The sequence below is a fragment of the Oceanicola sp. 22II-s10i genome (assembly GCF_002210105.1).
In the GTDB taxonomy this organism is placed as follows: domain Bacteria; phylum Pseudomonadota; class Alphaproteobacteria; order Rhodobacterales; family Rhodobacteraceae; genus Pseudooceanicola.
Map to the genome: position 1 here is coordinate 34,283 of NZ_AQQU01000006.1, position 24,664 is coordinate 58,946.

The window sequence follows — 24,664 nt, forward strand, 5'->3', positions numbered from 1 at the left end:
GGAGAAATCCTGGCGCCGTTTTTCTATGCCCTCGAAAAGCGGACCGTTTGAAGCCGGAGTTTTCGGCTGGTCTTTCCTGGCCGGGAGAGAAGCGCAAACGCATGAAGGCATCGAAGTTCACGCAAGCGCAGAAGGCGCACACCCTGAAGCCGGGCGTGCAGGGCACTCCGGCTGCGGAGATCAGTCGCGAGGCGGGGATCAGCCGGTCGTGAACCACTCCCCGCCGTTTGGACAGTTTTCGGGGAGGAGCTCATGGTACCCAAGGTCGGCCCGCCACTTGCGCCAAATTCCCGAGCAAAATCAAGGAAATCATGGGCCACGAAACGCTCCACACCCGCTCTAGTGATATCAATGGGTTATGAGGATTGTGGACCACGGCCGATCGGCGTCAGTTTCACCAGTCCTTCCGCAGCTCGCCCGTCCCCATCAGATGCACCCCCTCGAACGCATTTCCGCCGGCCTTCCACAAAATCCGCATATCCTCGGCCGCCTGCATGCCGCAGCGCGAGCACCGCGCCAAGCGCAGGACGTCTGCGCGCAGCCGGGGCTGGCCGTTCGGCACGGGCGTCAGGTCGTGGTGACCGCAACGGCATCTGATCCAGTATTGGAGCATGGGCCGTTTGTGACTTGGGATAGTGACAAAGGATACCCCTGATGTTTCTCCATTAGTTGCGCTTGCGCCGATTTCGTCTTGCTGAAAGTTTAGGCAAAACATACGAGGCGACAGTCATGACATCCCTGTTCCGTTCGCTGGGCCCAACGGTGGCTCGGACCTCACCGGTTGAAGCTATTCGTGCCGGGATTGGGGCCTTGGTGGGGCTCGGCGTCACTGGGGCGGTTTTGCTGTCGCCTGTGGTGGATTTGACGCTTGGCCTCTACTTAATTGCCCCGTTTGGCGCGAGTTCAGTGCTGCTCTTCGCAGTGCCCAACAGTCCGCTGGCCCAGCCTTGGTCGGCAGTGGTCGGCAACACTCTTGCGGCGCTGGTCGGGGTCGCAGTCTGTCTTTTGATAGACGACCCGATACTGCGGATCGCGCTGGCGGTCGGGCTGGCGATCACCGTCACCATCCTGTGCCGCGCGGTACATCCGCCGGCGGGTGCTGTCGCCATGACCGCCGCGATGAGCCCGGAGGCGGTTGACCGCCTCGGGTTCTGGTTCGCACTCACCCCCGTTGCGGCGGGCACAGTCGCTCTAGTTCTACTGGCGGCGCTTTATGCCCGGCTCACCGGGCGTCGCTATCCGTTCCGTCAGTTCGAGGAGCCCAGCAGCCACGGCACCGCAGATGTCGATCCAGTGGAACGGATTGGCCTATCGGAAGCGGAACTTACTGACCTGCTCGATCGCTATCGCCAGTCTTTCAACCTCGGAGTTGAGGACCTGGCGCGGCTGATCGGCGCAGCCGAGCTACAGGCCGCTTCGCACCGGACGGGCCCGCTTCTCGCGACCGACGTCATGTCTCGCCACCTGGTGACCATCGACCCAGACACCCCGCTTTCGGAGGTTGCCGACCTGTTCCGGCGTCATCGTTTCACCTCGTTACCCGTAACCGGGCCGGAGGGCCGTTACCTCGGTGTGATCTTCCAAATCCATCTGATTACACGCGCAAGGGAGGACGCTCTGCGGCTCCATCACGGCTACCTCGCAGCGTTTCGGCGCCTGCTCGATCGGGACCGCGCACAGCCGGTTTGTGCCGTCGATATAATGAGCGTCGCTGGCCCCCGTGCGGTACCAACGACCCCGATGGCAGTGCTCCTACCGATGATGGCAGATGGCGACGTCGATGCCGTACCCGTGTTGGAGCGGGGCAGGATCGTAGGGATCGTCACAAGGACGGACCTAATTGCCGCCCTCGCGCGATCAAGTTTGCAGGGGAATGGTTGAGAAATGCATGTTCTCAACATGCTGCGTCTATCGGTTGATCGACCATCAGCCAAACTGCTCTGTGCGAGTGCGGGTCGTCATGCGCTGCCTCGAGATGCAGATCGATGTGGTCGATCATCTCATCCGATGTCAGACCCCGGCCGAATTTGGACATCCCTCCGCTTGCGAAGATGTTCCGAGGGCGACGCAACCAGCCTCCGTAATGGAGTAATGTATGTCTCCTTCCTGCTCACGAACCTTAATTAATTCGCGAGACACGAGCAGCGAAAGAGTGTGACGGCAGAACTTGAAATCTTCCTGATGCGCCTCGGTCACGTGAGCCAGCGATCTAAGGATATCGAACTCGAGAGTATTCATAACTGACACCTCCCAGTAGGCCGCCCACTAAAATATCTCTCGACGAGTCGTTCAACACGCAGGCTAGCTTGCCCCCGATTCAAGCAAGAACTCGCCTTGCGGCCGCGCGAGTGAGCGGCCACACGCCTGAGGGGGATGTGGATCGAACAACATGTGGAACGTATGCTCAGCGAGGACCGTTGCGGAGATATATGGGATTCATCGAAGGGTGGATGTGATGACCGCAAAATGGGAATTGATGCAAAAACAGGGTTCACGCGAGATCTGGAAGGTAAAGAACCATGCTCCCGATCAGCTAGAGACGGCTCAATACAAGGGCGAAGAGTTCACTGAGGTTTCGGGCGAACGTACGAAAGTTGAAGAGATTGAGTACTTCGACACTGAAACCGAAGCAATCGCATGGCTCAATGCAGGCGTGGGCTAAGACCCCATGCTAGAGCATCTTCAACCAGATCCAAAAGCAAAGTTCGACCAAGGATGCTGACGAAGTCACTGACTTTGACATGCTTCAATATCTGCCCAAGGCTGGAATATAGTCGCGTCTTCTCTGTTCGCCCTTCAACGCTCCTTTTTTGGATTGGCTCAGGGAACAAATTTCTGGGCACCGGGGTTTCAGTATCATCGGCGCCGCTGACACCCTCTCCCGTCCCGCAGCATTGGACAGGCGCCGAACGTCCGACATGCCCTGCGCCATCATTGCACCGATGAGCAGGGCATGTCCTTCTCGGACCTTTGATCCATCCCACAGTGTTCAGTCGCCCAGGCTCAGCGCTGAGATACAGCCTTGCAACTGGCGAGGTTTGGTATAGCGTCCACGAACCTGCACCATGCTTCCTGGCTTCCCATTCTGGTAGCCGAAGCAGCATCCCGCAGGCCTCAGACACGCCCTGCCTTATCATTGCACCGATGGGTGGGGCGTGTCTTCCCTTCCAAGAAATTGCTATCGCCGCGCAGAAAATATTGGAAAAGCAGACCCCGAAGGCCGGGCCTCGGGGTCGAGAATCAGGATCCACTCACTAACTCTGCAGTCTATTGTTCTGTTTACGGAGCCCCGAGCTTTGCTGCTCGCACCACCATGCATGATAAAGAACCTTTGAGGCAACCAACTAAGGTCGGTCAGCCAACGTGCTTTTCGGCTTGAAGGTATTCAAGGCCGTTCTTTAGAAACACATCGCCTCCAATCACGAACCCCAAGGACTTGTAGAAGCCAGTCGCCGACTGCCGAACATCGCACCAAATCCTCTTCACCCCGATCGATGCAAGGTACGCAATCGCCGCTTCCAAAATATGTGTCCCGCAGCCTTTCCCCTGCACCTCTGGGAGAATAGCCATCTTGCGGAGCCTCGCATCAGAGCCCTCCGGAAAGAAGCTGGCAACCCCAACAATTCTCTCTTCTTCGTCTTCGCGAAGAACGAGGGCAAAGTGTACACCCGAGTGGTCCTCAGCCAGACGCAGTTCATCGATTGGCAAGTTCGGCCATAGCACCTGCTTCCTAACCGAAAGTGTCTCTTCTGGTTTTACGATACGTACTTCGAACATTTCTCGATCTTCTCATCGCGGACCCGGTATTCACGGAGCCACACCTCTTGCACTGCTTGTGGCAATGGCAGCTTGATAGATCGACGCAACCCGCTCCGAGAAAGCCTCGATCGAATATTTCGCAGCGGCTTCGCGGGCCGCAGCACCCATGCTCTTTCGCTCTGCCCGGGCGACCATCAAACCGTGAAGCGAGTCGGTCCAGATCGCGAGGTTTTCCGGCGTGGCGTAGCCGGTTTGGCGAGTCTCGACAAATGCATCAATGCCGCTCGAATTGACCGCCACGACAGGCAGACCTGCCGCCATCGCCTCGAGCACGACCATACCCTGCGTCTCGGCCGCTGATGCGAAAACGAAGATGTCCGAGATCGCGAGATGCGCAGGAACATCATCTGCGGAGACGTCTCCGAGCATATGGACGCTATCCTGAAGGCCGAGGTCCTCGATCATCGCTTCGAGTGCTCCCCGCTCTTCCCCATCCCCCAGCACCAGCAGCCGGAACCGCGGCGCGCCATCTACCTTCAGCCGGGCCATCCCAAGCAGGATGAATGCCACGTTCTTTTCCGGCGACAGGCGCGCAACGGTGATCAGCAGAAGCCTGCCATCGGGGTTGAGAGTTCGCCTCAGATCGTCCAGGCGGCTCGGCGGTTGGTCGCAGTAGAGTTCCATCTCGACCCCAGTCGGCTGCACGTCGACGGGCACGTCGACGCCGATCAGGCGTATGTAGTCGCGAGTCACCGGTGTCGGCACGATGACCCGGTCGCAGCGGTTGGCGAACCGGCTGATGATCCAGTGCGCCACCACGTTTCGGAACACTGCGCCGGGCAGCGGCACCATGTGCGCGAAATGTTCGAGCCGTGTGTGGTATGTGAAGACCGTCGGCACCTTCAGGGCCCGCGCCATTCGCAGCCCGAGCGAGCCGAGCCAGAACGGATGGTGAAGGTGGACGACATCCGGCGCGAAGTCACGCACCGTCCGCCATGTGCGCAGATGCAACGGGTTGGCGAGGCGGATCATCGCGCCGGAACGGAAGATCGTCGGCACGCGCAGCACGCCCGGTTCGTTTTCAGCCAGATCGTAGGCCGGACACACCAGCAGGACTTCATGCCCTTGCGCCTCGAGTCCTCGCTTCAGACGATCAACCGATACCGGCACGCCGCCAGTGAATGGCAGGAAGGTGTTCGAGAACATCGCGATCCGCATAGGGCGTCCGAGGTCGATCGGCTCGGGCGTCTCGTAGCTCGGATAATAGCGGCGTTCGCGGAAAAGCCGGTTGTAAAGGTAAACACTCAGCAAAACGAGGCCCGTGAAGACCAGAAGAAAATTCCAGATTCCGACATAAAATAGCGAATAGATATAGAACCAAAGCCCCTCGATCCGGCGGGCCATCGGCGTCGGCGCAGTGTCGACAGTAATGAGTGTCACTTCCGTGCCGTCCGGCCCCACGGTCAACTCGAGGTAGTGATAGAAGCTTGAATCGTCGTTCAACACGAGGCCTCCGGCCCCGCCGGTGATGATGTGCCGGATTCCGTCGACGACCTGATTGGAATATGTCGATGCGCCTGCCGTCACCACAACGTCGGTGCCGAGTGTCTGGAGCAGATTTAACAGCCGTCGCCGGTCTCCGGGTTCGGACCATGCGCCGGAATCCGGCTCGAAGAGCGTCTCGGGCACCGGGTCGACCAAGGGGGTGCCAAGCAAGATGATCACCGGGCGTTCATCCTGGTCCCACAGGATGTCGCGCAACCAACGTTCCTGCCAGTCGGTCGGCGTCCTGCCGGTCGCGTCGAGAAACACCAGTCGTGCCGCCTTGAAATCGACCGAGTAGAAATAAGGTCCGAACCGCTGGTAGAACCGGGTGCCGCCGAATTCCTCGAACTCGTTCTCCGCGAAGGTAAGCAGATAGGGCTTTTGCAAGTGCGACAGGGTGCCGAGTATCGCGCGATACTTGTCTTCGCCGCCGCCGCTGACGATGTTTCCGGCCGAAACGAGAAAATCAGCGTCCGAGGCGTTAATTCGGGGCAAGATTTCGTTCTCGAAGACACCGATGGAGTTGTTGGCGTCACCGACCACGGCAATCGACAATTTCTCCTTTTGCCTGGTCGCCTCCTCGATCCTCTCGATTTGCGACACCAAAAGCGCGCTTGAGGCGGGAGCGTTCAAATAGAGATATGTCTTGTAGCCGAGCACAGAAACGAGCACCGCCACGTTCAGAACAAGAAGAAACGACAGGAGCCGACGGCGGGTCATGCCCTCGCCGCCCGCGATCGCAGGACGGCGACCGAGACAACCGCCCCGATGGCCATCCCGAGGTAGATCGTGAGAAAGCGCCAGACAAAGATCACCAGAACCAGCTGGGACGGGTCGATCCATCCCGCCATTAGACCGGCGAAGGCCAGTTCGGAAAATCCGGCGCCGCCGGGCGACGGCGCGAAATACATCAGAAAAGTCACGACCGAGAGCGTTCCGATGACAGTCAGCCAGTCCGGCTCCTGCCCGAGCAATGCCATCAGCAGGGCGGGCATGGCAAAGAGCGTGAGCAGAAACAGTAGCGTCGACAGGACTGCGGCGGCGGAATGCCGTCGCGGGCCGGAGCGGAACCGCCGGAAACCCTCCGCAAAGGACGCGGATTCGCGACGCAAGGCCTCGGTGCAGCGGACTTTTCGGTCCGGACTTAGAAGATTGGCTTGCACCAGCAGCGCCAGAACGGCGTCGAGGACCCGGGTCAGCCATCGAGGTCGCAGCAGAAGCATCAGGAAGCCGGCCAGGTAAAGTGCGATCACCACCGCGATGGAGCTGGCCAGTGCGCCCGATCCGCCTGCGAGATCAACGGCCGGCGCACCGACCAGGAACAGCGGCGCCGCGATGAAGATCACGAGCATCGCAAGAATCGTCCGTATCGTGGTCGCCGCTGCGGCGAGGCCCACCGGGACTCCAGCCGTTTGCAGATAGTAGACTTGGGCGAAGCCGCCACCCGTGGCCATCGGCGTGATGTTGGAAAAGAATATGTTCACGAAGACCAGTGGCATCACCTGCCTGAACGACACCGGCGCCTCGAGCGTGCGGAGCACGAAGTGCAGGCGCAGACCGTCTGCGAGGAAGTAGATCGCCAGGAAGAGGGCGATCAACGTGAGCGACCGGGGTTCGACCAACCGGGTATCGATACGGGGCATGCCCTCGCCGAAAAACGTGGCAAGGCCCCAGAACACCGCACAACTGAGCAGCAGGAATAGCCCCGCACCGAACCAGAGGCGGACCCCGCCGCTCGATCCCGTCCCGCTGCTTCTGGTCACGCTGCCCCCATTGAATTCGCATGGCCGAGTTAGTGAGACCGCCCTTCGGAAGAAGTCCAGTCTCGCACAAACTCAGGGCCAGAGAATGGCAATATAACCGAAATACCCGGCCAGAAGCACGCCGCCTTCCCATCGGGCAATACGCAATCCCGTGGCTGCGAAGAGAACGAGGAGTCCGGTAACCGCAAGCATGACGAGGTTGTCGAAGGTGACGATCTCGGTGGGAACCGCCGATGGGGCGATCAGGGCCGTGGTGCCACCGATGCCAAGGATGTTGTAGATGTTCGAACCGACGATGTTACCGAAGGCGATGTCGCTCTGCTTTTTGAACGCCGCGACGACGGAGGTGACGAGTTCGGGCATCGAGGTTCCGAGTGCAACGACTGTGAGGCCGATAACTGTCTCCGTAATACCAAACGACCGGGCGAGACTCACCGCGCCATCCACGAGGAACTTGCCGCCGAAAATGACAAGCGCGAGACCTGCGACCGCAATCAGGACCGAGAAGACGACCTTCCCCGACCGGGCCTCGGTCGGCTTCAAACCCGGATCGACTCCCTCCAGCGCCACTTCCTTGTCGAAGACCGCACCATGATCCGAGGCGGACCGTTCCTGGCGGATGGCAAGGACGATGTAGGTTATCAGCGCCGCGAGAAATACCGCGCCGACGACACGTCCCATCGGCATCACGAAGCTGATGGCCGTAAAGATCGCCACCGTGCCCAGCATTACGATCGCATCGCGACGCAGCGCGGATGACGCGACGGCGATCGGCAGGATCAGGGACGAGGCCCCGACAATCAGCAGGATGTTCGCGATGTTGGAGCCGACGATGTTGCCAAAGGCAATGCCGGGCGATCCGGCCAGCGCGGCCTGTACCGAGGTCACCAGTTCCGGCATCGAGGTGCCGAAGCCGACAAGTGTCAGACCGATCACGAGCGGCGATACGCCCAGTCGCTCGGCTACCTGCACGGCCCCTCGCACAAGAAACTCGCCTCCAAGAACGAGAAGCACGAGGCCTCCGAGCAGGGGCAGCCAGATTTCCGTCATTTGGCTCACTCCCAGGTTGGCCTCACGCCGGAGATGTGCATCCTGATGTCGGCAGACAAGGGAGAGAATGCAGGGATGCTTGTCCTTTCCGCGCCAGCTCCGCCGTAGCTGGACTTAAATGCAGACATGGTCTTGCCAAAGCTGGCTCTGTGGGAGGCGCAGCGAACGTCCGCTTTCCGCCCAACACGGACCTTCTTAAGAGTCCGGAAACCCCGGTTTTCCAAAGAGGTCGGCCCCGGAAGGTGAACTTCGGGGCCGAGGTCACTAACAGATCACTCGTTACTCGGTGGACCGTTACCTCCTCCCACCTAACCCTATGGTGCGGGGAAATTGTGGCGAAAGTTGGGCACATGACGCTCTACAGCATCAGCCCGGCTAACCCCGGTCAGCCGTCCTCGCCCGGCGGCTCCACCACCTCGACCACAGCCTGAAACGCCTCACCCGTCGCAATCATGCACGTCAGGCCGTCAGGCGATGTCGCGGTGATCGTCCATGACCCTGTCGCCTCCGAAGCGAAGAGCTCGAGCAGCCGGTTGTCGGCTGCGATCCCGAGCGCCTTCCGTGCTTCGCCATAGTTCGAACGGAGGCTTGCGACCAGCGCGTCGCGGGGCGCGCACGGGACACCCTGCGCCCGCCCCGGCGCGACCATCGCGATGATGACCAGCGCCACCATCCCGGCGAACCATATGGCCCAGCCCAGCCGGGTCACGGGCGGACCTCCTGCCCGGCCAGCGCCAGGTCCCGCAGTTTCGCCTTCGCCTGGTCCTGCAACTTCGTCACGGTCACGGGCGTCTTGCTCCGCGCAAAGTGGTCGATCGAACCCTTCGCCGAGCTTTCCGCGTATCCGACGGCGCGGTTCACTGCGGCCTCGCCTTTCAGCCCCTCCTGCAGTGCGACCTTGAGGCCGTTCATCAGGGCGGCGTGGATGGCGGCCGCGGCCTTCTGATCGAAGTAGACGCGGAGAAAGGCAGGCAGTTTGGCCGAGACGAGACCGAGCGCTGCGGTGATGATGGCCGAGGCCAACGCGAGGATCGCAGGCGTAGCGGCCTCGAGGATCGAGTTCCAGTCCATGGATGGTCCTTTCGGGATGAAGAGGCTGAGGCCTCGGGGATAGGATTGATGACGTCAGCGAAGCCCGAAGAGCTTGCGGAGCCAGTCGAGGATCGACACGCCCGAGATGGACGGGACAGACAGCGGAGGTGCAAAATCGGCAACGGGCATGCCCCCGAGGTCCGGCATTGCCTTGAGAGATGCGTGCATGGCCGCTCTGGTTCTCGGGCCAGCGATGCCATCGACCAACAGGCCGCGGTCGTCTTGGAAATGGCGAACGCCGACCGGAGCATAGCCGAGCAGCACAAGCGCCGCCCGCTCGTAGAAGTGGAGCCGCTCGGCATAACCGTTCAGACCGCCGTTGATCTTGCGCGTCACCATCTCGACGTCGCCTTGATCCGCGTAGTGGTTGAGGTCGCGCGTCTCCCAATACCAGAGCGGGCCGAGGCCCTCCCACGGATCGGTGTTCATCTTCTCCGGCTCCTTGACGAAGTCCGGCACGTTCGGGTCGAAGGTCCGACACCAGTCTCGGAACTCCCGCGTATTCGCCCGCCCGGTGATCTGGATCGCTGTGTGCCCCTTGAACTTCTTGCCGTCCCCGTCGCGCTCAGGCGTGTTCCCGAGATCGGTCCGGGTGTCGTAACGCTTCTGCGCCGCCGTCGGGCCCCACACCTCGCGATCATACCGGAAACCGCCGCTCTCGACTGCCAGCTGGCCGATGTAGATCGCCAGCCGGTGCGGCCGGTTCAGACCGAGAGCACGCCCTCGCGCCTCGAGGCCAGCGATCACCGACCGCATGTTGCTGATGTCGGGCCGCCCGCCCACGATATTGGCGAGGCTCTTTTCGTCGATGATCTGCATGCGGTTCCTCCATGCGAAAGCACCCCGCAGGCGGGGCGACGGATTGGGTTGTGGAAATGGTCAGGACCGCTTGGTGCGGTCCTCGATGCGGATCAGGGTCTCGCGATTGCGCTCCTGCACGCGCTCAACTGCCGCCAGTTGCTCCTGCACTTTCTGCAGCTCAGCAGATAGCGATGAGATCAAAGGAGCCAGGTCGACAGAGAGCCTGCACATTGGCGTGGCGTTCGCGACGGCGGCCGCGACTGCCGTGCTGGTCGGCGTCCCCTTCTTGGTGCCGCGGATCGCGATCATGATCGAGGCGATGAATGTGCCCAACCCGGTGGCCAAGATGACGACGTCCTGTTCAGATAGGCCGAGAGACTCGAGCATCGGCACCGCTCCTGTGGGCTGCGAGAAGATCGAAAATTGACAGCACAAGGTAGGTTCCCATGCCGGTGCCAAGGGCGATCCGGTTCTGAGTGAATGCCCCCGACACCAGCCACGACCACCCGAAGGTGACCGCCAACATCGAGAAGACGGTGGCGCCGACGACGGCACCAAGGGCTCGGATAACCGGGGATCGCCTCCACGCGCCGTTGATGTAGAGCGCGGCCAGCCTCCCGGCCGCCAGCAGAGAGAGCGGCACGGCCAGCGCGGCCTCGTCGAAGCCAAGATTTCGGAACCCGATATAGCCCGGCCCGGCCAGCGTATCGCCCGGCATGGCAAGCGTCAGCGCGAACACCAGCAGGACGCAGCTGGTCAACCATTCGAGCGCCCTGCCGTGTTCGATCAGCGCATATGCGATGCGGCGTGGCATCTTGCCCTCCTTCATCAGAATCCGCCCGGCACCTGAGCGCCGGGCAGCGGGGTCATGGATCAGGTCGCGACCACCACGCCGTAGTAATCACCGAGCGCGGCCATCGCGCGGGCGCGGGCGGCATCGAGCGCGGTAGTGCCGCCGAGGCGCTGGTTTGGCGCGAACAGCATCCGACCAATTTTGTCCTCCCATCCCCCGGAGCCGGGGACGACGCAGCCGATGGCCAGCGTCTTGTTCACCGCCAAGGGCGTCCCGGTGAACACCTTGGTCGCAGCCGGGGTAGTCGAGTTGTCGAGGTAGAGCTTCACCGTCTTTGCGTCGAAGTCGTAATCGAGCGCTAGGACGTGTCCGCCTGCGGTCGGTGCGACGGCGAGAGACCCGGAACTTTCCGCCGACCCGGAGTCGGTCGGGATCGTGAAGTAGAAATTGTCGCCTGCGCCGCTAAGCGCCAGAGACATATAATTCGGGGTAGTCCCGCAGCACCAGAGTGTCCGGGTTCCGTCGATGGCGAGGGAGCCAGCATCCACCTCGAAGTAGCCGATCATGGCCATCGAGCGTATCGTCTTGGACTGGTTCGAAATCAGGCCGTGGCCGGTTGCGTTGGCGTGCACCGAGACATTCCGCCCGTTCGAGAGCGACGTTCCGAAGGTCGGGTTGTAGGCCGCGCTGCCCGCCCCGAAATACCCTTTCCAGGACCGCTGGTCATAGATCTGGACCGGCGACGCCTGCTTGAGATAGTTCACGTTGTCCGGGTTATAGGCCCATTCGATCTGCGGCATGTGCGCCGACAGCGCCTTGGCGATGTCGCTGGTGTCGGCCGGCGGAAAGCCTGCGATGCCGGGAAAGGTCGCGCCCGCGATGACGGGACCGGGGGAGGGATTGCTCATGGTGTTTCCTTTCGGGGTCAGAGCGTCACGTAGGACGGGGTGATGAAGTTGAAGAGCGGTTCGCTGTCCGCGTCAGACGTCGCGGTCGATGTGTCGCGCAGCGGGGATCGCGGCTCGCTGGTCTGCGCGAAGCAGATGCCGACCTCTTCGGCGGAGGGGGCGCCGGGATCGCCGGACAGCGTGATCTCGACCGTCGCGGTGCCGTCGAGATTGTCGGCACTGGTGATCGAGACCGAGGATATGGTCCGCGCGGTGCCGCCGGTCTGCGTGTAGTAGAAGCCGAGATTGCCGGGATCGCTGATGTAGGGATCGACCTCGCTCGCGTCGTCCACAAGGTCGCCCTCGGGCAGCGAGATGGTGCAGGTGATCGTGTCGCCTGACCGCTCGGCCGCGATCAGCCCGACGATCGCGGTTTCGTCGGCCTCATAACGGTTGATGGCCTCCCCAACGATCTCGCCGAGACGCCGCCCCCCGACATTGGTGTAGTGGGTGCCGTCGGCGCGCGGGATCTGACCTTGGGCCTGATCGGTGGCCACGACCCGGAACTTGGTCGGATGCTCGACGTGAGCCTGCCACATAGCCCGAAACGGTGCCGCGCGCTCGGCGTTCCCCCAATCGGCCGCGATGATCAGGTAGATGATCGCCTCGCCGCTCTGCTGGAACACGTCGTTCTTGATCCGGGTGGCCTCGACTTGCAGCTCCAACAGCTTAGCCAGGTAATCGGCCTGCGCCGCAGCCTGCCCCCAATTCTCGGCGTCATAGATCACCGCATCGGTCTGCCCGTGGGCGAAGATCAGGCCACGGAACTCCGGCGTGACCCGCGGGGTCGCAAAGTAGCAGTGGCGGGCCATTGCCAATGCACCGCGGCGCAGCATGTCCCAGGCCCACGTCCCGCGACGGATGCCGACGTAGTTCGCATCGACATCGGTTTCATCGGCCCAAGGCTGGCCGGAGACGCCGAATGTGTTGGTGATCAGAGCCTCGTCGCTGGCCAGTGTCGCGACCATGCGATCCGCGAAGCCCGACAGGGAGGTTTCGCCAGCGTTGTTCTCCGCGACTTCCACCAGATCGACCAGCCCGTCGAAGTTCTCCTCGGGAAGCTCGATCTTCCATCCTTCCTGCAGGCCGGACGAAAGGACGTTCCACATCCGCGCCCCGCCCGAGAGCATGAGCGCGACACCGGGGTGCCCTGCCGTCGTGGTCAGCGCAGGTATGCTGCTGTTCCCGTTGCTCTTGGACTGCCCGAACCAGATGTAGACGCCAGCGGTCGTCCGGGCAGCCTCGATCGTGATCGACGAGGCGAGAGAGATGTCCCTGCCCTTGGGCACCCCGTCGACCGAACTTGCGCTGACACCGGCACGGACCTCGGCCGAAGTTACGGCGTTCGGCGTGGCTATGCCTTCGTCATAGACGATCACCAGGCCCTTGGATGTGTCATCGACCACGGCGAGGCTCGTGCCGCGCGGGCTGTGATCCAGCTGGTATGCAGTGACATCGGACTGCGACGTGCCATCAACGACCTCGCCATCAGGTCCGACCAGCAGCGCCGCCCGACCCGAAGCATCGCGCGGCCCCCAGCCCTGCGACAGCCCCAGCACCGCCGCGTCACCATCCAGAGCCGCCAGCACCGCGCCCGTGGTCGGGTCGATCAGCAGAGCCGCGCGGCCGTCCAGATCGGCACTTGCCCGCCCCTGCCCGAAGCCGAGCCCGTTCACGCCGTCGAGGGTCGCCCGAGTTTCGCCGGTCGCGCGATCGGTCAGGCTGGCGGCGCGCCCGACACTGTCGTGACGTCCCTCGCCTTGCGACAACCCGAGCCCGTTCACGTCGGCGATCCGGCTGATCCGTTCGCCAGTGGCCGGATCGACCAGTTCAGCCGCCCAACCCGCGCTGTCCCGGTCGCCCAAGCCCTGCGCATGGCCCAAGCCGTTGGACCCCGACACGCGCGCCACCAGCTCACCAGTCACCGGGTCGGTCAGCCACCCCTGCCGTCCGGTGTCGTCCACAGCGCCGAGACCCTGCCCGATACCGGGTCCGTAGGTCGGGCTGATGCGCGCGTCGAGACCAAGCGGTGTCACTGCCTTGTCGTCGGCCGAGCCTGCGATGGCCTCGTCCGCGCTGGCCTTTGCAACTGTGATCGTCCGGTCGCCGGACAGGTCGCCGCCACCGGTGGCAAGGCCGGAGGTGGCGACTTCACGCGCGGGTTGCACAGCACTATCGGCGAGGCCGCCTTGGGCCGCGGTGGCGAAAGCCTCCACATTCTGTGCGGCCGCCGTTCCGATGTCGCCCGGCTGAACGGCGGTGTCGATCAAGGCCCTCTGTGCCGCGCTGACGAACTTGTTGTCGCCCTCGGTCAAATCGTCTGTGTTGCCCGAGGAAGCCACACCGGCAAGAGCGGCAATTTCCGTGACGTCCACAAGGTCACAGTCACCGACCAGCGTTTCATGATCCGTGCCGTAGAGCCGAACCCAAGGCCGCGCATATGCTGTGGTGGCCGGGATCGTGTAGTCCGCATCGAGGTCGAGCGAGAAGGTCGCGCCGGACGGAGCAAGAATCTCGTCCGCATCGGCCATATCCTCGGTCGCGATCACCCGATTGCCGGACCCGCCCGCCACGCCGGTCTGCGTGGCCGTCAGCCAGCGGATGCCGATCTCCACCGCGTCAGACAACGGGTCAGCGGGCACCACCAGCCGCTTGACCCGATGCACCGTGCGATAGATGCGGCCGGGGCGGATCGCCACCGGCTGGCGTCGGGCGACGTGCAGGGCAACGTCTGTGACTTTGATCGCTGAGCCGAGGTCGCCGTCGGTGACAACGGAAACCCCGGCAGACCCCGTGACGGCGTCCATCGCATCAGCCGTGCCGGTGATCGAGGCGCCATAGGCGTCGGGCGCATCACCGGGCCGGATGCCGCCGGATAGGTCAAGCGCGCGGCCCGCGGTGGCATAGCCCGCCAGCGCGCCCGGCTGGACGGCGGTATCCGCAAGATCGCCCTGCGCGGCGGTGGCGAAGTCGTCCGTAGCAGCCGCCGCCGCCGTGCCTATGTCGCCCGGTTGGACGGCCGTGTCCGCCTTTTCGCCCTGCGCCGCAGTGGCGAAGTCGCCCGCGTCAGCAGCTGCGGCAGAGCCGAGGGTGGGCTTGCCGCTCAGGTCATCATAGCTGCCAGACGTCGCGACATCTGATAGAGAAGCTTCCAGAACGGCCAGATCGGCAAGCGCGGATACTGCATCAGAAAATGCCGCAGGCAGGTTTGCCGTCTTGGCCCAAGTCGACGCACCCTTGAGGTAGATACCGTTGTTCGAGCTGGTGCCATCATCGAGCACAAAGGCAGTATCGCCTTCGGACCCCGCAGGCAGGTCGGCCAGCGCATCCTCGAAGAACAGTGCTCCATTCAGCGCAGCCTGTGCTTCCATCTCCTCTAGCTTTTTGCGGAGCTCGCGATTGACCACCTCGTGATTGGGGTCAATGGGTTCGCCCTCCAGGATTGCCTGGAGGCTCTTTGCAACTGCCATGTCGGCCTCTCGATTTAAGGAATGACCAGTGTGTGCGGGCCGTCGGGCGTGCCCTCGGTGCCGTCGAAAGCGACCGGCACGATCCAGAAGTCGAACGGCCCGACCGTGATGCTGCTGGCGGTCTGCTTGACCAGCGTGAGGTCATCGACGGACCCGTCGAAGCTGCTGTTGCCGAACACGCCGAGGGCGGTCAGCCCGGTCGGCGCGGTCAGCGTGCCGCCGAAGCTGCCGTTGGCGGACAGGAGAGTGCCGAACACGTTGCTGTCCCCGTTCATCCGGAAGTAGACGCTACCGCCCGTCCGATCCGCGACCTTGAAGGTCCAGCGATACTCCTCGCCCGCATCAACCGGGACGTCGCTTCGATACAGCCCGTTGCCATCGACCGCGGCATGCGTGGCCTTGCCGCCGCTGATCGTCCAGTTCGTCCCGGTCCAGCCCGAGGCCGATGCGAAGTCGCCGCCGACCATGATGTCCGTGGCCGCAGGATCGCCAACCGTCACGCTGAACGGCGCAGATGCCGCGCTGCCGATTGTGCCGGAGATGTCGGACGCCGACCCGAATCCGGCACCGACCGCGGCCCGGTAGACCTTGACGCCGACATGGCTCGCGACCTCACCAGCAGTTCCGGTGAAGCTGACACGGCCCGGCCCGGCAGTCGCCGCGACGCCGGTCAGATCGCCCGGCGCGTTGTCGGCGATGATGGTGATCTCATATTCCGTCTCGCTGCCGCCGACGTCAGCCGCCCATTCCGTCGCCCGCCCCCCGGCGGTCGTGGTCTGCCACTGCACATCGTAGGTCGCTCCGACCGCGACCAGCGGCGAGAGCGCGACCAGCTCGTCCATGTCGGTCGAGAAATACTCGAAATCGGTTTCGCCGACCTCGGTCAGCCGGAAGCGGAAGAACCGATCCGGGCGGGCCGGAGCGTCGAACTCGGCCCTGATCCGGTAGGCGGTGCCGTTGGACGTTTCCACCGCCTCTTGCGTGATCGTGACGTTCGCAGCGATCTCAAGCGACGAGTCGATCTCCAGCGCTGGCACGAGCTGCGGCGGAACACCTTCGCTTTGGCCGGCGCCATCCCAGCGATCCGAGGCAAGCGGCACGACGGCAAAGCCACAGGCCAGCCCGTTCTCGTCCTCCTGGACGCGGCTCGCAATCTCGAACACTCCGGTGAAGTCGGCGTCGAGATCGAGGGTGATCGCGCGGCGCCCCTTGGCCAGCACGCCCTTGCAGGTCGAGCCGAGCGCCGCCTTCTTCGCGGCCGCTTTTCGCATGCCAAGCGCTCCAGCGAGCCGGAAGGCCTGGTTGTGGTTCTGGCATCCTGCGATCGTTTCGAAATGATAGTTCGGCTCGCGGCCATCGTCGTAGTATTCGGGGTTCTGCCAGGGCGCGCAGTCCTGAAGCGTGTAGCCGTGAAGAGGTGATACGTACCGCACAACCACCCCGTCGACGGCCGTCTCTCCATCGTCGATGATCTCGGTCGCGGACGTGTAGATGTCCCGCTGCCCATCGAAACTGAGCGTCGGCGCCACGTATTTTCCTGGCACCGGATAGGCCCGGCCTTCGTCGTCATAGGCAACGAAGGCATCCATCGTCTTCAGGATTTCCTGCTCGCCCTCCGCACGGCCGGAGCTGTCGTCGATCGCCACACCACACCTGTAGCGCGGCACCGGAGAGGCCGATCGGTCGAGGACCGTCTCGTCACAGACGTCCGCGGCTTCGGCAACCTTGTCCCAGGCGATCTCGGACATCGGGCGGGCTCGTCCGAACGGATTGGTCCGCCACCAGGCCCAGATATTCGCCGGGTTGCCACCCGATGCGGTCCATGTCGTGTCGTCATCGATGTCATGTCCGACCTCGCGGTGGTCATACACCCGGTTGAAATCGGCATAGAGAACAACGTTGGGTTCGCCGAGGCCGCGCACCCCGCGCCAGCGGTACACCTTGTGCCGATGATCTAGCGGGACCGCCCGGACCCGAACGATGGTGTAGGTGACCCCGGCCAGGTAGAAGTCCGCCGGCAGGTTCGGGAATGCGGTGGTGAAGGCTGCAGGCTTGGTGCCGTAGACGGCCGATGCGCTCGGGCTGACCGTGTAGAGCCGGAAATATGGAACGCGGGTGCCACTGCCCTCATATTTGTTGTGGTCGCCATTCAGGCAGAAGTCGTCGGTCAGGACGTCGCCCGCGGTGAACCCGTCGGTTGCATCAGACAGCGTGACCGGGATGTCGTCGAGGATGTAGGACGGATCGCCCGCCATCTCGGCATCGCCGTGCGCGACGATGTACCAGAAGTTCCCATCTTCATCGAACTCCCCGAATATCCCACCCTCACCACCGACGGCGACAGGGCCGACGAGTTGCTTGCGGGACGCGGCCTCGGTCCGACTGTTGATCCTCGCGGCCTCTGTGTCCTGCGCCTTCTGACGCGGCCTAGTCAGGTAGGCCAGGCCGACATTCAGCAGCAGGTTGCCGAGCAGGTTCGTGCCGAGGAATGACCCGACGGCGGTGATCGTGGGATAGAGGGCAGCAGCAGCCGCGGCACTTGCCCCGGTCGCGCCCGTGTATGCGAGGAAGAACGCGCTGACCGGCTCGGCGCGGGCGGGTGCCGGCACGACCAGGGCGGTGCATCCCAGGAGAACGGCGCGAACGATCTTCATCGCGTCCACGCCGCAAGGATTGGCAGAGGCGCTTCGAACACCCCGCGCCCGTCGAGGCGCAACATGACGCGGGCGCCAGTCCATAGGCCGGGCATCTCGTGCCCGAAGAGATCGGCCACCACCGGCCAGGAGGGCGCAGGCTCCGCCAGCCTGAAGCCAGCGCGCGCCATGCCATCGCGGAATAGCGCGAGCTTACCCCCTGCCGCGTGCCATATCTCCCGCGCACCCTCTTCGTCGCTGTAGGTACCCCGCCACGGCGCGGCGGCGTCGACGCCGGTCATCCGGAGCAGATGATCGCAGACGGACAGGATGCAGTCCGCGCCATCGTAGCTGAAGGGATGCGTCCGCCACAGCCGGCGGGTGAACGCTAGATGCTCGAACTCAGTCAAATGTGTAAGTCCTGTTCGCGTTTCGGGCGACGAAGGCACATCCGCTATCGCTCGAGAGACCGAGGAGCCGCGCCCGCTCCTGCTGCGTCGTGTCGTTGTATGTGCCCCCAGGGAACCGGCTGCGGCCATATTCAAGGGACCGGCACAAGACGGTGGCCGAGTGTCGGTTGACCATGGTGCCGCCCTCCACGACGAGGCTGCGGTCAAACCGCGTGCCCATCATCTCGAGCCGCGCGGCGAAGGCGATCGAGGTGGCAGGCCGCAGGCCCTCGCCGCGCGAGAAGATCACCCGGTAAACCGTCAGGTCGCGCCCGCGCACCTTCGACTGGTCCGCTTGGAGTGCCGCGAATGTCGGTGCGTCGAGATAGGGAATGCCGAACTCGTAGCGAGGGCTTGTGCCCTCTCGCGGATCGGCAAGCGGCGGCCGCTGATGAAGGTTCGTCCCATCTGCCGAGATCGTCCCGATCCACTCGTTCGACGCGATCACGGTGCCATCGGAAAGCGTGAGATCGTCGCCGACACCGGTGGCCGTGTTGAGGATCCCCACCCCGTCCCAGAGCCGCGTCGGGTAGCCGTCGAAGTCGTAGAAGTAGGCCCGGCGCAGCATGATATCGATGTCGGCGACGTCGGACGCCCCGCCGAGGCGGGCGAGCAGCTCGGTCTCGAAGCTCAAACCAGCGCCTCCACGAACTGCGCCGCGTTGAGCACGGCGATCCGCCGGTTCTCGAATTGCCCGAGGACCTGGGCGGGATTGGCGCAGCGAGCCACCATCACCGGCCGGAACCGGACGGCCTCGCCGATCGCGACCGGTCGGCGCAACACCGGCGAAATCGTTACGGTCACCAGGTCGCCCGTCCAGTCGGTGTCCATAACCATATGGGTGTAGTCGACCCCGCCCAGCGTCAGGCCGATCAGGTGCCCGAGGTGCAGGACCTCGCCAAGACCGGTCATGTCGATGGTCAGCGTCTCCGCACCGCGCGCGGCGGCCGAGGCGGCCGGAACCCACGGGTTCCACTGCCAGTTCTTGTCGTTGGCCCAGGGCGCACCGGACGCCCAGGGCAGACCGTCCGTCAAAGGCGGGTTGAGGTCGGTGGCGGGGACGAGCTGGGGCGACATCGCGAGGCGCAGGCGCATCGCCGCCCCGTTCATCAGGCGCGAGGCTGTCCAGCTGATATCGCGCATCGCCTGTGCCGAGCCCTTGGGCGCGAAATCCCAATAAAGCTCGCCCAGGCCGCCAGGCTCCGGACTGTCGGTCGCAAAGCCGCCCAGCGTCCGTGCACCGGGGATCACCTGCCCCCCTGCCCTGAAGACCTGCGAATTCGGCACGAGCGAGCTCCGCCAGTCGTAAATCGCGGGCACGTCAGACGACCCCGTCCTGCGACATGCGCACCGACCAGGACGGCAGGGACATCTTCACCTCTTCCACCGCCGCGCGCTGGCCGCTCTGCGCGGCCGCCACGGCGGAAACGCGGATCTTCGCCGCGATCGAGCCATCGTCTTGCAAGGTCAGATCGCCCCCCGTCACCTGGACGTTGACGGTACCGGACCCGCCGCGCAGCGCGGCCTGTGCCTGCGGCACGCTGAGGATCCGACCATTCTCGGCCGGAATGAACGGCTCGGGTCCGCGTTCACCGACCATGTAGGGCTGGCCCGCAGTCACCGGCCCGCCCGCCGCGCGCGGGGTCAGCAGGCCGCCGAGGATCTGGAAGAAGCCTCCGGCGCTGCCGGTCGCATACCGGTTGAGGTTGCTGATCATCCGGACCCGAAGGATTTCGCGCAGGAGATCGAGCACCGCGTCTTTCGCGCTGCGCGTTCCGTCCAGAACCGAGGTGAAGATGTCGCCGATCGCATCGGCCCCGCGCTTGGCATTCTCCTGCAGGGCGGTCAGCCGGTCCTCGGCCTCTTCTGCCTTCATGCCGGCCTCGGCATAGGCCATGGCCAGCGCGTCGACCTCCTCGGTCAGCTCCGGCGTGATGGCCTTCCCGGCCTGCTGAGCGGCATGCAGCAGCTCGGCGCGCTTGCGCGCGAACTCCAGAGCATCGCCAAGCTCCTTGCCATAGCCGGCCGCCACGACCATCGACATCGCCTCGGCCTCGAGCTTTGCGATCTCTTCGCGCGTGGACTGGATCTCGGACGCCCAGTCGTCGCGATTGCGCCCGCCGCCGCCTTTGGACCTGCCGCCGCCCGCGCCACCGCCGAGCTCATGCGTCATGGGTGGTGCCATCTTCGGACGAACGTTCGGATTCACGGACAAGGATTGCGGCGTGTAGAAGACGCCGGTTTCCTGAATGCCGCTTTCCGCCCGCCGCTTGGCGGCCTCGGAGTAGCCATCGCCACGACCCGAGGAAACATAGGACCCGGGGAGGGCCTTCACGAGATCGACAGCCTGCTGTCGCGCTGCGGCCAGCGCGCCCGCGATCCCGCCAATGGCGGCAATGACGTTCTGGAATCGCGCCGCGTCGACCTTATCCAGCTCTTTGATGAGGTCCTCTGCCTCTGTGACGAGATCATCGACCGCGTCTCCGAAGGCATCAGCCTCTTTCTCACCAGCGTTGAACGCCTGCATCTCCCCTTCCAGGTCCTGCAGGATGGCCGCCAGATCGTGGGCGACCTCGAGATCCGCCACATCCATCAAGCGAATACCGCTTCCGGGCTGCGTGGCCGCATTGATGCTCCGCGCCAGCGCGTCGTAGACGTCCTTGAGATCGGTGGCCGACCTGACCTGATCATCCGTCAGATCGCGGGTCTTCTTCATCTCGTCGTAGGCGCCCTGACCCATCATGGCGATGGCGCGCTCCGCCGAACCGAAGATCTCGTCGACGTCGATGGTCAGGGCATCCTCGATTGCATCGGCCAACGCGACGACGCCACGCTTTGCAAGGTTCGAAACCTTCGCCTGTATCTCCCCGAACTTCTTGTCGAGCGCGTCGGCCTTCTCGATCGCCTCGGCGTCCAGCACCGCGCCAAGGTCATGGGCCCGGGCGATCAGGGCCCGCACTCCCTCGTCGCCCTGCGCCAACAGTTCCACGAAGCGCTCGCCGCCGGTGCCCCCGAAGATTTCGTCCGCGACCCTGATCTGCGCGGCGTCATCGAGCGCTTCCATCCGGCCGATGATATCGATCATCAGTTCCTTCGGATCCTCGAGCCGCTTCTTCAGATCGGTCGCGCCGTAGCCCAGCCGTGCGAAGGCCTCGGCCGCCGAGCCCTTGCCCGTCACCACGAACTCATCCGCCCGCAGGTTCAGCTCCTTGATCCCGTCGATGAGGGCATCGACCGGAATACGGGACTGCTCGGCGACGAACTTCAGCTCCTGGAACGCCTCGACCCCGAGGCCGGACCGCCGGGCCTCGTCCCCGATCGCGGCGATCCCCTTCACCGTTCCGGCTAGCTCTGTCGTGACGGCCCCGATGCCAAGGGCCAGAGCACCACCGACGACGCCGCCCGCGAAAGCCCGCATCGCTCCGCCCATCCGGGCGAGGTTCGCCTCCACCGTCTTGGCAGACCGCGTCGTCGCACGGCCCGCGTTCTTCTCGAAACCGGCGATCAGCTTGTTCGACCGGTCGAGCGCGCGCTGCAGGTCCCGGTCCCGCGCCTGAAGCAGCAGGGTGATTCGTTCCGTCTCTTCAGTCATCGGGATAACGCCTTTTCAATTCGTCGAACCGCTCACGGCTCATCGGCGGCACCTGGCCGCTGGCTTCCTGTTGCGCGGCATTCCAGCCCGCGATCAGTGTACTTGTCTCTTCCGGCGTCATCGCCCGCACCTCGGCGGGCAGACGGCCCATCACGCCGCAGATGTTTTCGAGCCGGTTCCGGACGTCCCAGTGCGTGACCCGGTCCGCCGCCCTGCCCCGCCCGATCCAGCCCGTTTTTTTTTACCGCCACCGGCGGCAGCCTCATCGAGGACCTTCGGGAAGAAGGTGACCCCGATCAGACGGCGCGCGATCTCTCGCAGCGCCATGTTTTCGCCGGGGCCTTGCTCCGCGATCAGGGCATCGGCCATCCGGTCCAACATCCCGCCGCCCACGAGGCCGAGCGCCACGATGTCCCGGACGTGCCGGACCTGCGGCGCCGCGCCGCGCCCCATGAGCTGGTCGAAGAGCTCGAAGATGCCGAGCGGCGCATGCTGCACCTCGAACCGCTCGATCTCGCCGTTGCGCAGGAGGAGGCGGCGCCGCGTGCCGCCGATCTCCTCCTCCAGCGCCGCGGCCGTGCCGGCGATCGCCATCAGGCCGCCGTGAAGGTGACCGCGCCCGAGCTGTTCAGCGTGATCGTGTAGGTCACGCCGCCCTCGGTTTCGCCGCCGTACTCGCAGGAGGCGAGATGGAATTCGCCCTCGAAGGTGCCGAAGTCGGGGACGATGATCTGAAAGTTGGCGCGGGCATCGGCCGACATCGCAACCGTGTTGAGACGGGTCTCTGCCGTGCTGTCCTCGAAGAAGCCGTTGCCCGAGATGCTGACGCGCTTCGCACCGGACAGAACCTCGGTCCAGAGCGCTCCGCCCGGCGTCGTGCAGTCGGGCGTGGTGACGTCGACCTCGTTGTTGTTGATCGTGATCGATTTCGAATTCAGACCACAGAGCGTGGCGAAGGCCTCGCTTACCTCGCCGTCGCCGATCTTGACCAGGAGCTCCCGGCCGTTCTGCTTTGCCATCTCGTGGCTCCTTTCTCAGATTGCCTTGCCCAAGGGCCGGTCAGGCGGGCACGTCCAGCACCGTCTCGAAGGCGGCAATGGTCCGATACGATTGGCCGTCGGCGTCGCGGTTCGTGACCGCGGTGACGAACTGGCACCACGAATGGGTGAAGCCGGTGACGGCGATGTCATCATGCTGCTCGTCGAGCGCCGCGATCACGGCCTCGCCGATCCGCGCAGCTTCGATGCGACCCTGCAAAGGGCGGGAATGGACCTCAATCGAGAATGTCATCGACCAGGCCATGCACCCGTCTGTCCGGAACGGGCGGGTTTCGAGGTTGCCGATGCGCACATAGGGACGGGTGACATCACCAGGCGGCTCATCATAGACCCGCGCGCCCACGAGCGCTGCGACAGCCGTGTCGGCCTTCAGTGCGGTGACCAGCGCCTTCTGCAGCGCCGTGGCGGGACCATCAGCCATTGAAGGCCTTCTTCACGGCCCGGCTGGCCGCACGCCGACTGCGTGCGCGACGCCGTTTCGACGACACTTTCAGCGCGGGGTTGACGAATGGTCTCGGGCCGCTGTCACCTTCCGTGACCTTGGATTTCGCTCCGAAGTCCACCAGGTAGGCGGGGATGCCGCCGGTATCATCTGCGACCACCGTGCCGCTCATGTCCGCCCGCGTCTCGCCGTCCCCCGGGTGCAGAACATGCGCCAGCCGCAGGATATCCTGCCCGTTCAGGCGGTTGGCATTGGCGAATTCGGACCGCATGGTGTCCTCGAGTTTCCTGAGCTTGTGCCGGAACCGGTCCGCGCCGATCACTGTCTTGGTCATGTCGGCCCCCCGGCCTCGCACAGAAACTCGAGCACCTCGCCCTTGCGGCCGACTGTGGCGATCGAGCGGATGTTCCAGTACTCGCCCCGGGCAGCGATCCGGTCCGAGGAGGTGACATCGAGGACAGCATCGGTCCTGCGGACGCGGATTGTCGCGGCGCGGCTCGCCTCCTGCGCGCCCGACGCCAGCTTCTCGCCGCCGAGCCGCTCGAGCATGTCCGCCCAGACGGTCAAGGGTTGATCATCGATCTCGATGTCGGCCCAGTCACCGGATGTGACGTTGCCGTAGCCGTCATCGGTCGCGCCGCGGCGCTGGAACGTGACCAGGTCCCGGAGGTTGCCGATCTTCAAACGCCGACCCTCCGGTAGGGCGTGATCAAGCTCTGGACCGCCATCGGCAGCTCGGCGACCGGTCCTTCGGCCACGGCTTCGCGATGCTCGTACCAGTGCGCGACAAGAAGCAGGATTGCTGTCCGTATCGGTGCGGGAACATCTGCGGCCGTCTCGCCATATCCTGCGGTCAGGTTCACCTGCACCGGACAGAACCGGTCGGTGTCGAGTGCGGGGGCGGTGAAGGCATCCTTGAAGCGGATCTCGGATCCCGAGACACCACGGACCAGTTCGTAAAGGTCATCCGAGACAGTCTGCTCGATGGCGAGGGTATCGAAATACGTGACCGTCACCGAAGAGACATCCGGGAACGGCAACCGCAGCACCCGGCCCCAACACCGGTATCCCTGCTCCCATACCTGATCGACCAGGCAGCGCCCGAGGATGCCGGTGAAGCCGTCGAGATGTGCCACGGCTGTCGCGATGAGCGCGGAGATAAGGGTGTCTTCCGCGCTGGTTGTGTGCGTGAGGCGCGCCTGAAGCTTGACCTCCGCCGGCGACACGGGAAGCGCCGCCGGCGGAGTGACCTGGACAGGAGGGATCACTG

The 24,664-nt window shown here is 64.1% G+C and carries 25 protein-coding genes; 2 read left to right on the plus strand and 23 right to left on the minus strand.

All coding sequences use genetic code 11. The features are described 5' to 3' along the window. Positions 1–729 precede the first annotated feature (729 nt). Entirely contained in the window at positions 730–1,881 is a 1,152-nt protein-coding gene (locus ATO6_RS15325) for an HPP family protein (RefSeq protein WP_088624904.1), read from the plus strand. A gap of 574 nt (positions 1,882–2,455) precedes the next feature. Next, entirely contained in the window at positions 2,456–2,662 is a 207-nt protein-coding gene (locus ATO6_RS15330) for a hypothetical protein (RefSeq protein ID WP_088624905.1), read from the plus strand. A gap of 692 nt (positions 2,663–3,354) precedes the next feature. Here ATO6_RS15330 and ATO6_RS15335 read toward each other — a convergent pair. From ATO6_RS15335 to ATO6_RS15445, 23 genes are all read right to left on the minus strand, one after another. After that, positions 3,355–3,777, minus strand: coding sequence for a GNAT family N-acetyltransferase (locus ATO6_RS15335; RefSeq protein WP_088624906.1), 423 nt, complete (start codon positions 3,775–3,777; stop codon positions 3,355–3,357). Between the two features lie 30 nt (positions 3,778–3,807). Next, positions 3,808–6,024 (minus strand): glycosyltransferase, encoded by a 2,217-nt coding sequence (locus ATO6_RS15340; protein WP_176440964.1) that lies wholly within the window; start codon positions 6,022–6,024, stop codon positions 3,808–3,810. Next, a complete protein-coding gene (locus ATO6_RS15345) occupies positions 6,021–6,983 on the minus strand; it encodes a lysylphosphatidylglycerol synthase transmembrane domain-containing protein (RefSeq protein ID WP_176440965.1) in 963 nt (320 codons plus the stop codon). The genes ATO6_RS15340 and ATO6_RS15345 overlap by 4 nt, the downstream gene beginning before the upstream one ends. A 156-nt stretch (positions 6,984–7,139) precedes the next feature. Then, positions 7,140–8,117 carry a calcium/sodium antiporter gene (locus ATO6_RS15350; protein WP_088624909.1) on the minus strand — a complete coding sequence of 326 codons (978 nt, stop codon included), beginning with the start codon at positions 8,115–8,117 and terminating at the stop codon, positions 7,140–7,142. A gap of 385 nt (positions 8,118–8,502) precedes the next feature. Then, complete coding sequence (locus tag ATO6_RS15355; RefSeq protein WP_254919170.1) at positions 8,503–8,826, minus strand: hypothetical protein; 324 nt, start codon at positions 8,824–8,826, stop codon at positions 8,503–8,505. Further along, positions 8,823–9,188 carry a hypothetical protein gene (locus ATO6_RS15360; RefSeq protein WP_088624910.1) on the minus strand — a complete coding sequence of 122 codons (366 nt, stop codon included), beginning with the start codon at positions 9,186–9,188 and terminating at the stop codon, positions 8,823–8,825. The genes ATO6_RS15355 and ATO6_RS15360 overlap by 4 nt, the downstream gene beginning before the upstream one ends. Before the next feature lie 54 nt (positions 9,189–9,242). Next, positions 9,243–10,028, minus strand: coding sequence for a glycoside hydrolase family 19 protein (locus ATO6_RS15365; protein ID WP_088624911.1), 786 nt, complete (start codon positions 10,026–10,028; stop codon positions 9,243–9,245). Positions 10,029–10,088: 60 nt separating this feature from the next. Continuing rightward, entirely contained in the window at positions 10,089–10,397 is a 309-nt protein-coding gene (locus ATO6_RS15370) for a hypothetical protein (protein WP_088624912.1), read from the minus strand. Beyond that, positions 10,372–10,824 (minus strand): hypothetical protein, encoded by a 453-nt coding sequence (locus ATO6_RS15375; protein WP_141102015.1) that lies wholly within the window; start codon positions 10,822–10,824, stop codon positions 10,372–10,374. Before ATO6_RS15375 ends, ATO6_RS15370 begins: the two co-directional genes overlap by 26 nt. A 59-nt stretch (positions 10,825–10,883) precedes the next feature. Continuing rightward, a complete protein-coding gene (locus tag ATO6_RS15380; RefSeq protein WP_088624914.1) occupies positions 10,884–11,711 on the minus strand; it encodes a hypothetical protein in 828 nt (275 codons plus the stop codon). A gap of 17 nt (positions 11,712–11,728) precedes the next feature. Then, the gene (locus ATO6_RS15385; protein ID WP_141102016.1) at positions 11,729–15,220 is read right to left on the minus strand and encodes a hypothetical protein; all 3,492 of its coding nucleotides are present in this window, start codon (positions 15,218–15,220) and stop codon (positions 11,729–11,731) included. Positions 15,221–15,234: 14 nt separating this feature from the next. Next, positions 15,235–17,883, minus strand: coding sequence for a hypothetical protein (locus ATO6_RS15390; protein ID WP_141102017.1), 2,649 nt, complete (start codon positions 17,881–17,883; stop codon positions 15,235–15,237). Next, a complete protein-coding gene (locus tag ATO6_RS15395; RefSeq protein ID WP_088624917.1) occupies positions 17,871–18,263 on the minus strand; it encodes a hypothetical protein in 393 nt (130 codons plus the stop codon). Before ATO6_RS15395 ends, ATO6_RS15390 begins: the two co-directional genes overlap by 13 nt. Beyond that, complete coding sequence (locus ATO6_RS15400; protein WP_088624918.1) at positions 18,256–18,936, minus strand: hypothetical protein; 681 nt, start codon at positions 18,934–18,936, stop codon at positions 18,256–18,258. The genes ATO6_RS15395 and ATO6_RS15400 overlap by 8 nt, the downstream gene beginning before the upstream one ends. Further along, the gene (locus tag ATO6_RS15405; protein WP_088624919.1) at positions 18,933–19,622 is read right to left on the minus strand and encodes a hypothetical protein; all 690 of its coding nucleotides are present in this window, start codon (positions 19,620–19,622) and stop codon (positions 18,933–18,935) included. Before ATO6_RS15405 ends, ATO6_RS15400 begins: the two co-directional genes overlap by 4 nt. A 1-nt stretch (position 19,623) precedes the next feature. After that, entirely contained in the window at positions 19,624–21,720 is a 2,097-nt protein-coding gene (locus ATO6_RS15410; protein ID WP_254919171.1) for a hypothetical protein, read from the minus strand. A 166-nt stretch (positions 21,721–21,886) separates the two neighbouring features. Next, on the minus strand, positions 21,887–22,015 hold the full coding sequence (locus ATO6_RS15415; RefSeq protein ID WP_217899015.1) for a phage tail assembly chaperone: 129 nt from the start codon (positions 22,013–22,015) through the stop codon (positions 21,887–21,889). A 29-nt stretch (positions 22,016–22,044) separates the two neighbouring features. Next, entirely contained in the window at positions 22,045–22,488 is a 444-nt protein-coding gene (locus ATO6_RS15420) for a GTA-gp10 family protein (protein WP_088624922.1), read from the minus strand. After that, on the minus strand, positions 22,488–22,913 hold the full coding sequence (locus ATO6_RS15425; RefSeq protein WP_088624923.1) for a phage major tail protein, TP901-1 family: 426 nt from the start codon (positions 22,911–22,913) through the stop codon (positions 22,488–22,490). Before ATO6_RS15425 ends, ATO6_RS15420 begins: the two co-directional genes overlap by 1 nt. Positions 22,914–22,953: 40 nt before the next feature. Further along, positions 22,954–23,373, minus strand: a complete 420-nt coding sequence (locus tag ATO6_RS15430) for a DUF3168 domain-containing protein (RefSeq protein WP_088624924.1) — start codon at positions 23,371–23,373, stop codon at positions 22,954–22,956. After that, positions 23,366–23,728: a hypothetical protein gene (locus tag ATO6_RS15435; protein ID WP_088624925.1), complete on the minus strand. Its 363-nt coding sequence runs from the start codon at positions 23,726–23,728 to the stop codon at positions 23,366–23,368. The genes ATO6_RS15430 and ATO6_RS15435 overlap by 8 nt, the downstream gene beginning before the upstream one ends. Then, positions 23,725–24,078 (minus strand): head-tail adaptor protein, encoded by a 354-nt coding sequence (locus ATO6_RS15440; protein WP_088624926.1) that lies wholly within the window; start codon positions 24,076–24,078, stop codon positions 23,725–23,727. Before ATO6_RS15440 ends, ATO6_RS15435 begins: the two co-directional genes overlap by 4 nt. Continuing rightward, positions 24,075–24,662, minus strand: coding sequence for a head-tail connector protein (locus ATO6_RS15445; RefSeq protein WP_088624927.1), 588 nt, complete (start codon positions 24,660–24,662; stop codon positions 24,075–24,077). The genes ATO6_RS15440 and ATO6_RS15445 overlap by 4 nt, the downstream gene beginning before the upstream one ends. Positions 24,663–24,664 lie beyond the last annotated feature (2 nt).

Excerpts from the sequence above, each read along its gene's own strand:
- ATO6_RS15325 (WP_088624904.1), top strand. The coding sequence starts at position 730 with ATGACATCCCTGTTCCGTTCGCTGGGCCCAACGGTGGCTCGGACCTCA.
- ATO6_RS15330 (WP_088624905.1), top strand. The coding sequence starts at position 2,456 with ATGACCGCAAAATGGGAATTGATGCAAAAACAGGGTTCACGCGAGATC.
- ATO6_RS15335 (WP_088624906.1), bottom strand. The coding sequence starts at position 3,777 with ATGTTCGAAGTACGTATCGTAAAACCAGAAGAGACACTTTCGGTTAGG.
- ATO6_RS15340 (WP_176440964.1), bottom strand. The coding sequence starts at position 6,024 with ATGACCCGCCGTCGGCTCCTGTCGTTTCTTCTTGTTCTGAACGTGGCG.
- ATO6_RS15350 (WP_088624909.1), bottom strand. The coding sequence starts at position 8,117 with ATGACGGAAATCTGGCTGCCCCTGCTCGGAGGCCTCGTGCTTCTCGTT.
- ATO6_RS15360 (WP_088624910.1), bottom strand. The coding sequence starts at position 9,188 with ATGGACTGGAACTCGATCCTCGAGGCCGCTACGCCTGCGATCCTCGCG.
- ATO6_RS15365 (WP_088624911.1), bottom strand. The coding sequence starts at position 10,028 with ATGCAGATCATCGACGAAAAGAGCCTCGCCAATATCGTGGGCGGGCGG.
- ATO6_RS15370 (WP_088624912.1), bottom strand. The coding sequence starts at position 10,397 with ATGCTCGAGTCTCTCGGCCTATCTGAACAGGACGTCGTCATCTTGGCC.
- ATO6_RS15375 (WP_141102015.1), bottom strand. The coding sequence starts at position 10,824 with ATGCCACGCCGCATCGCATATGCGCTGATCGAACACGGCAGGGCGCTC.
- ATO6_RS15380 (WP_088624914.1), bottom strand. The coding sequence starts at position 11,711 with ATGAGCAATCCCTCCCCCGGTCCCGTCATCGCGGGCGCGACCTTTCCC.
- ATO6_RS15385 (WP_141102016.1), bottom strand. The coding sequence starts at position 15,220 with ATGGCAGTTGCAAAGAGCCTCCAGGCAATCCTGGAGGGCGAACCCATT.
- ATO6_RS15410 (WP_254919171.1), bottom strand. The coding sequence starts at position 21,720 with ATGCGGGCTTTCGCGGGCGGCGTCGTCGGTGGTGCTCTGGCCCTTGGC.
- ATO6_RS15415 (WP_217899015.1), bottom strand. The coding sequence starts at position 22,015 with ATGACGCCGGAAGAGACAAGTACACTGATCGCGGGCTGGAATGCCGCG.
- ATO6_RS15420 (WP_088624922.1), bottom strand. The coding sequence starts at position 22,488 with ATGGCGATCGCCGGCACGGCCGCGGCGCTGGAGGAGGAGATCGGCGGC.
- ATO6_RS15425 (WP_088624923.1), bottom strand. The coding sequence starts at position 22,913 with ATGGCAAAGCAGAACGGCCGGGAGCTCCTGGTCAAGATCGGCGACGGC.
- ATO6_RS15430 (WP_088624924.1), bottom strand. The coding sequence starts at position 23,373 with ATGGCTGATGGTCCCGCCACGGCGCTGCAGAAGGCGCTGGTCACCGCA.
- ATO6_RS15435 (WP_088624925.1), bottom strand. The coding sequence starts at position 23,728 with ATGACCAAGACAGTGATCGGCGCGGACCGGTTCCGGCACAAGCTCAGG.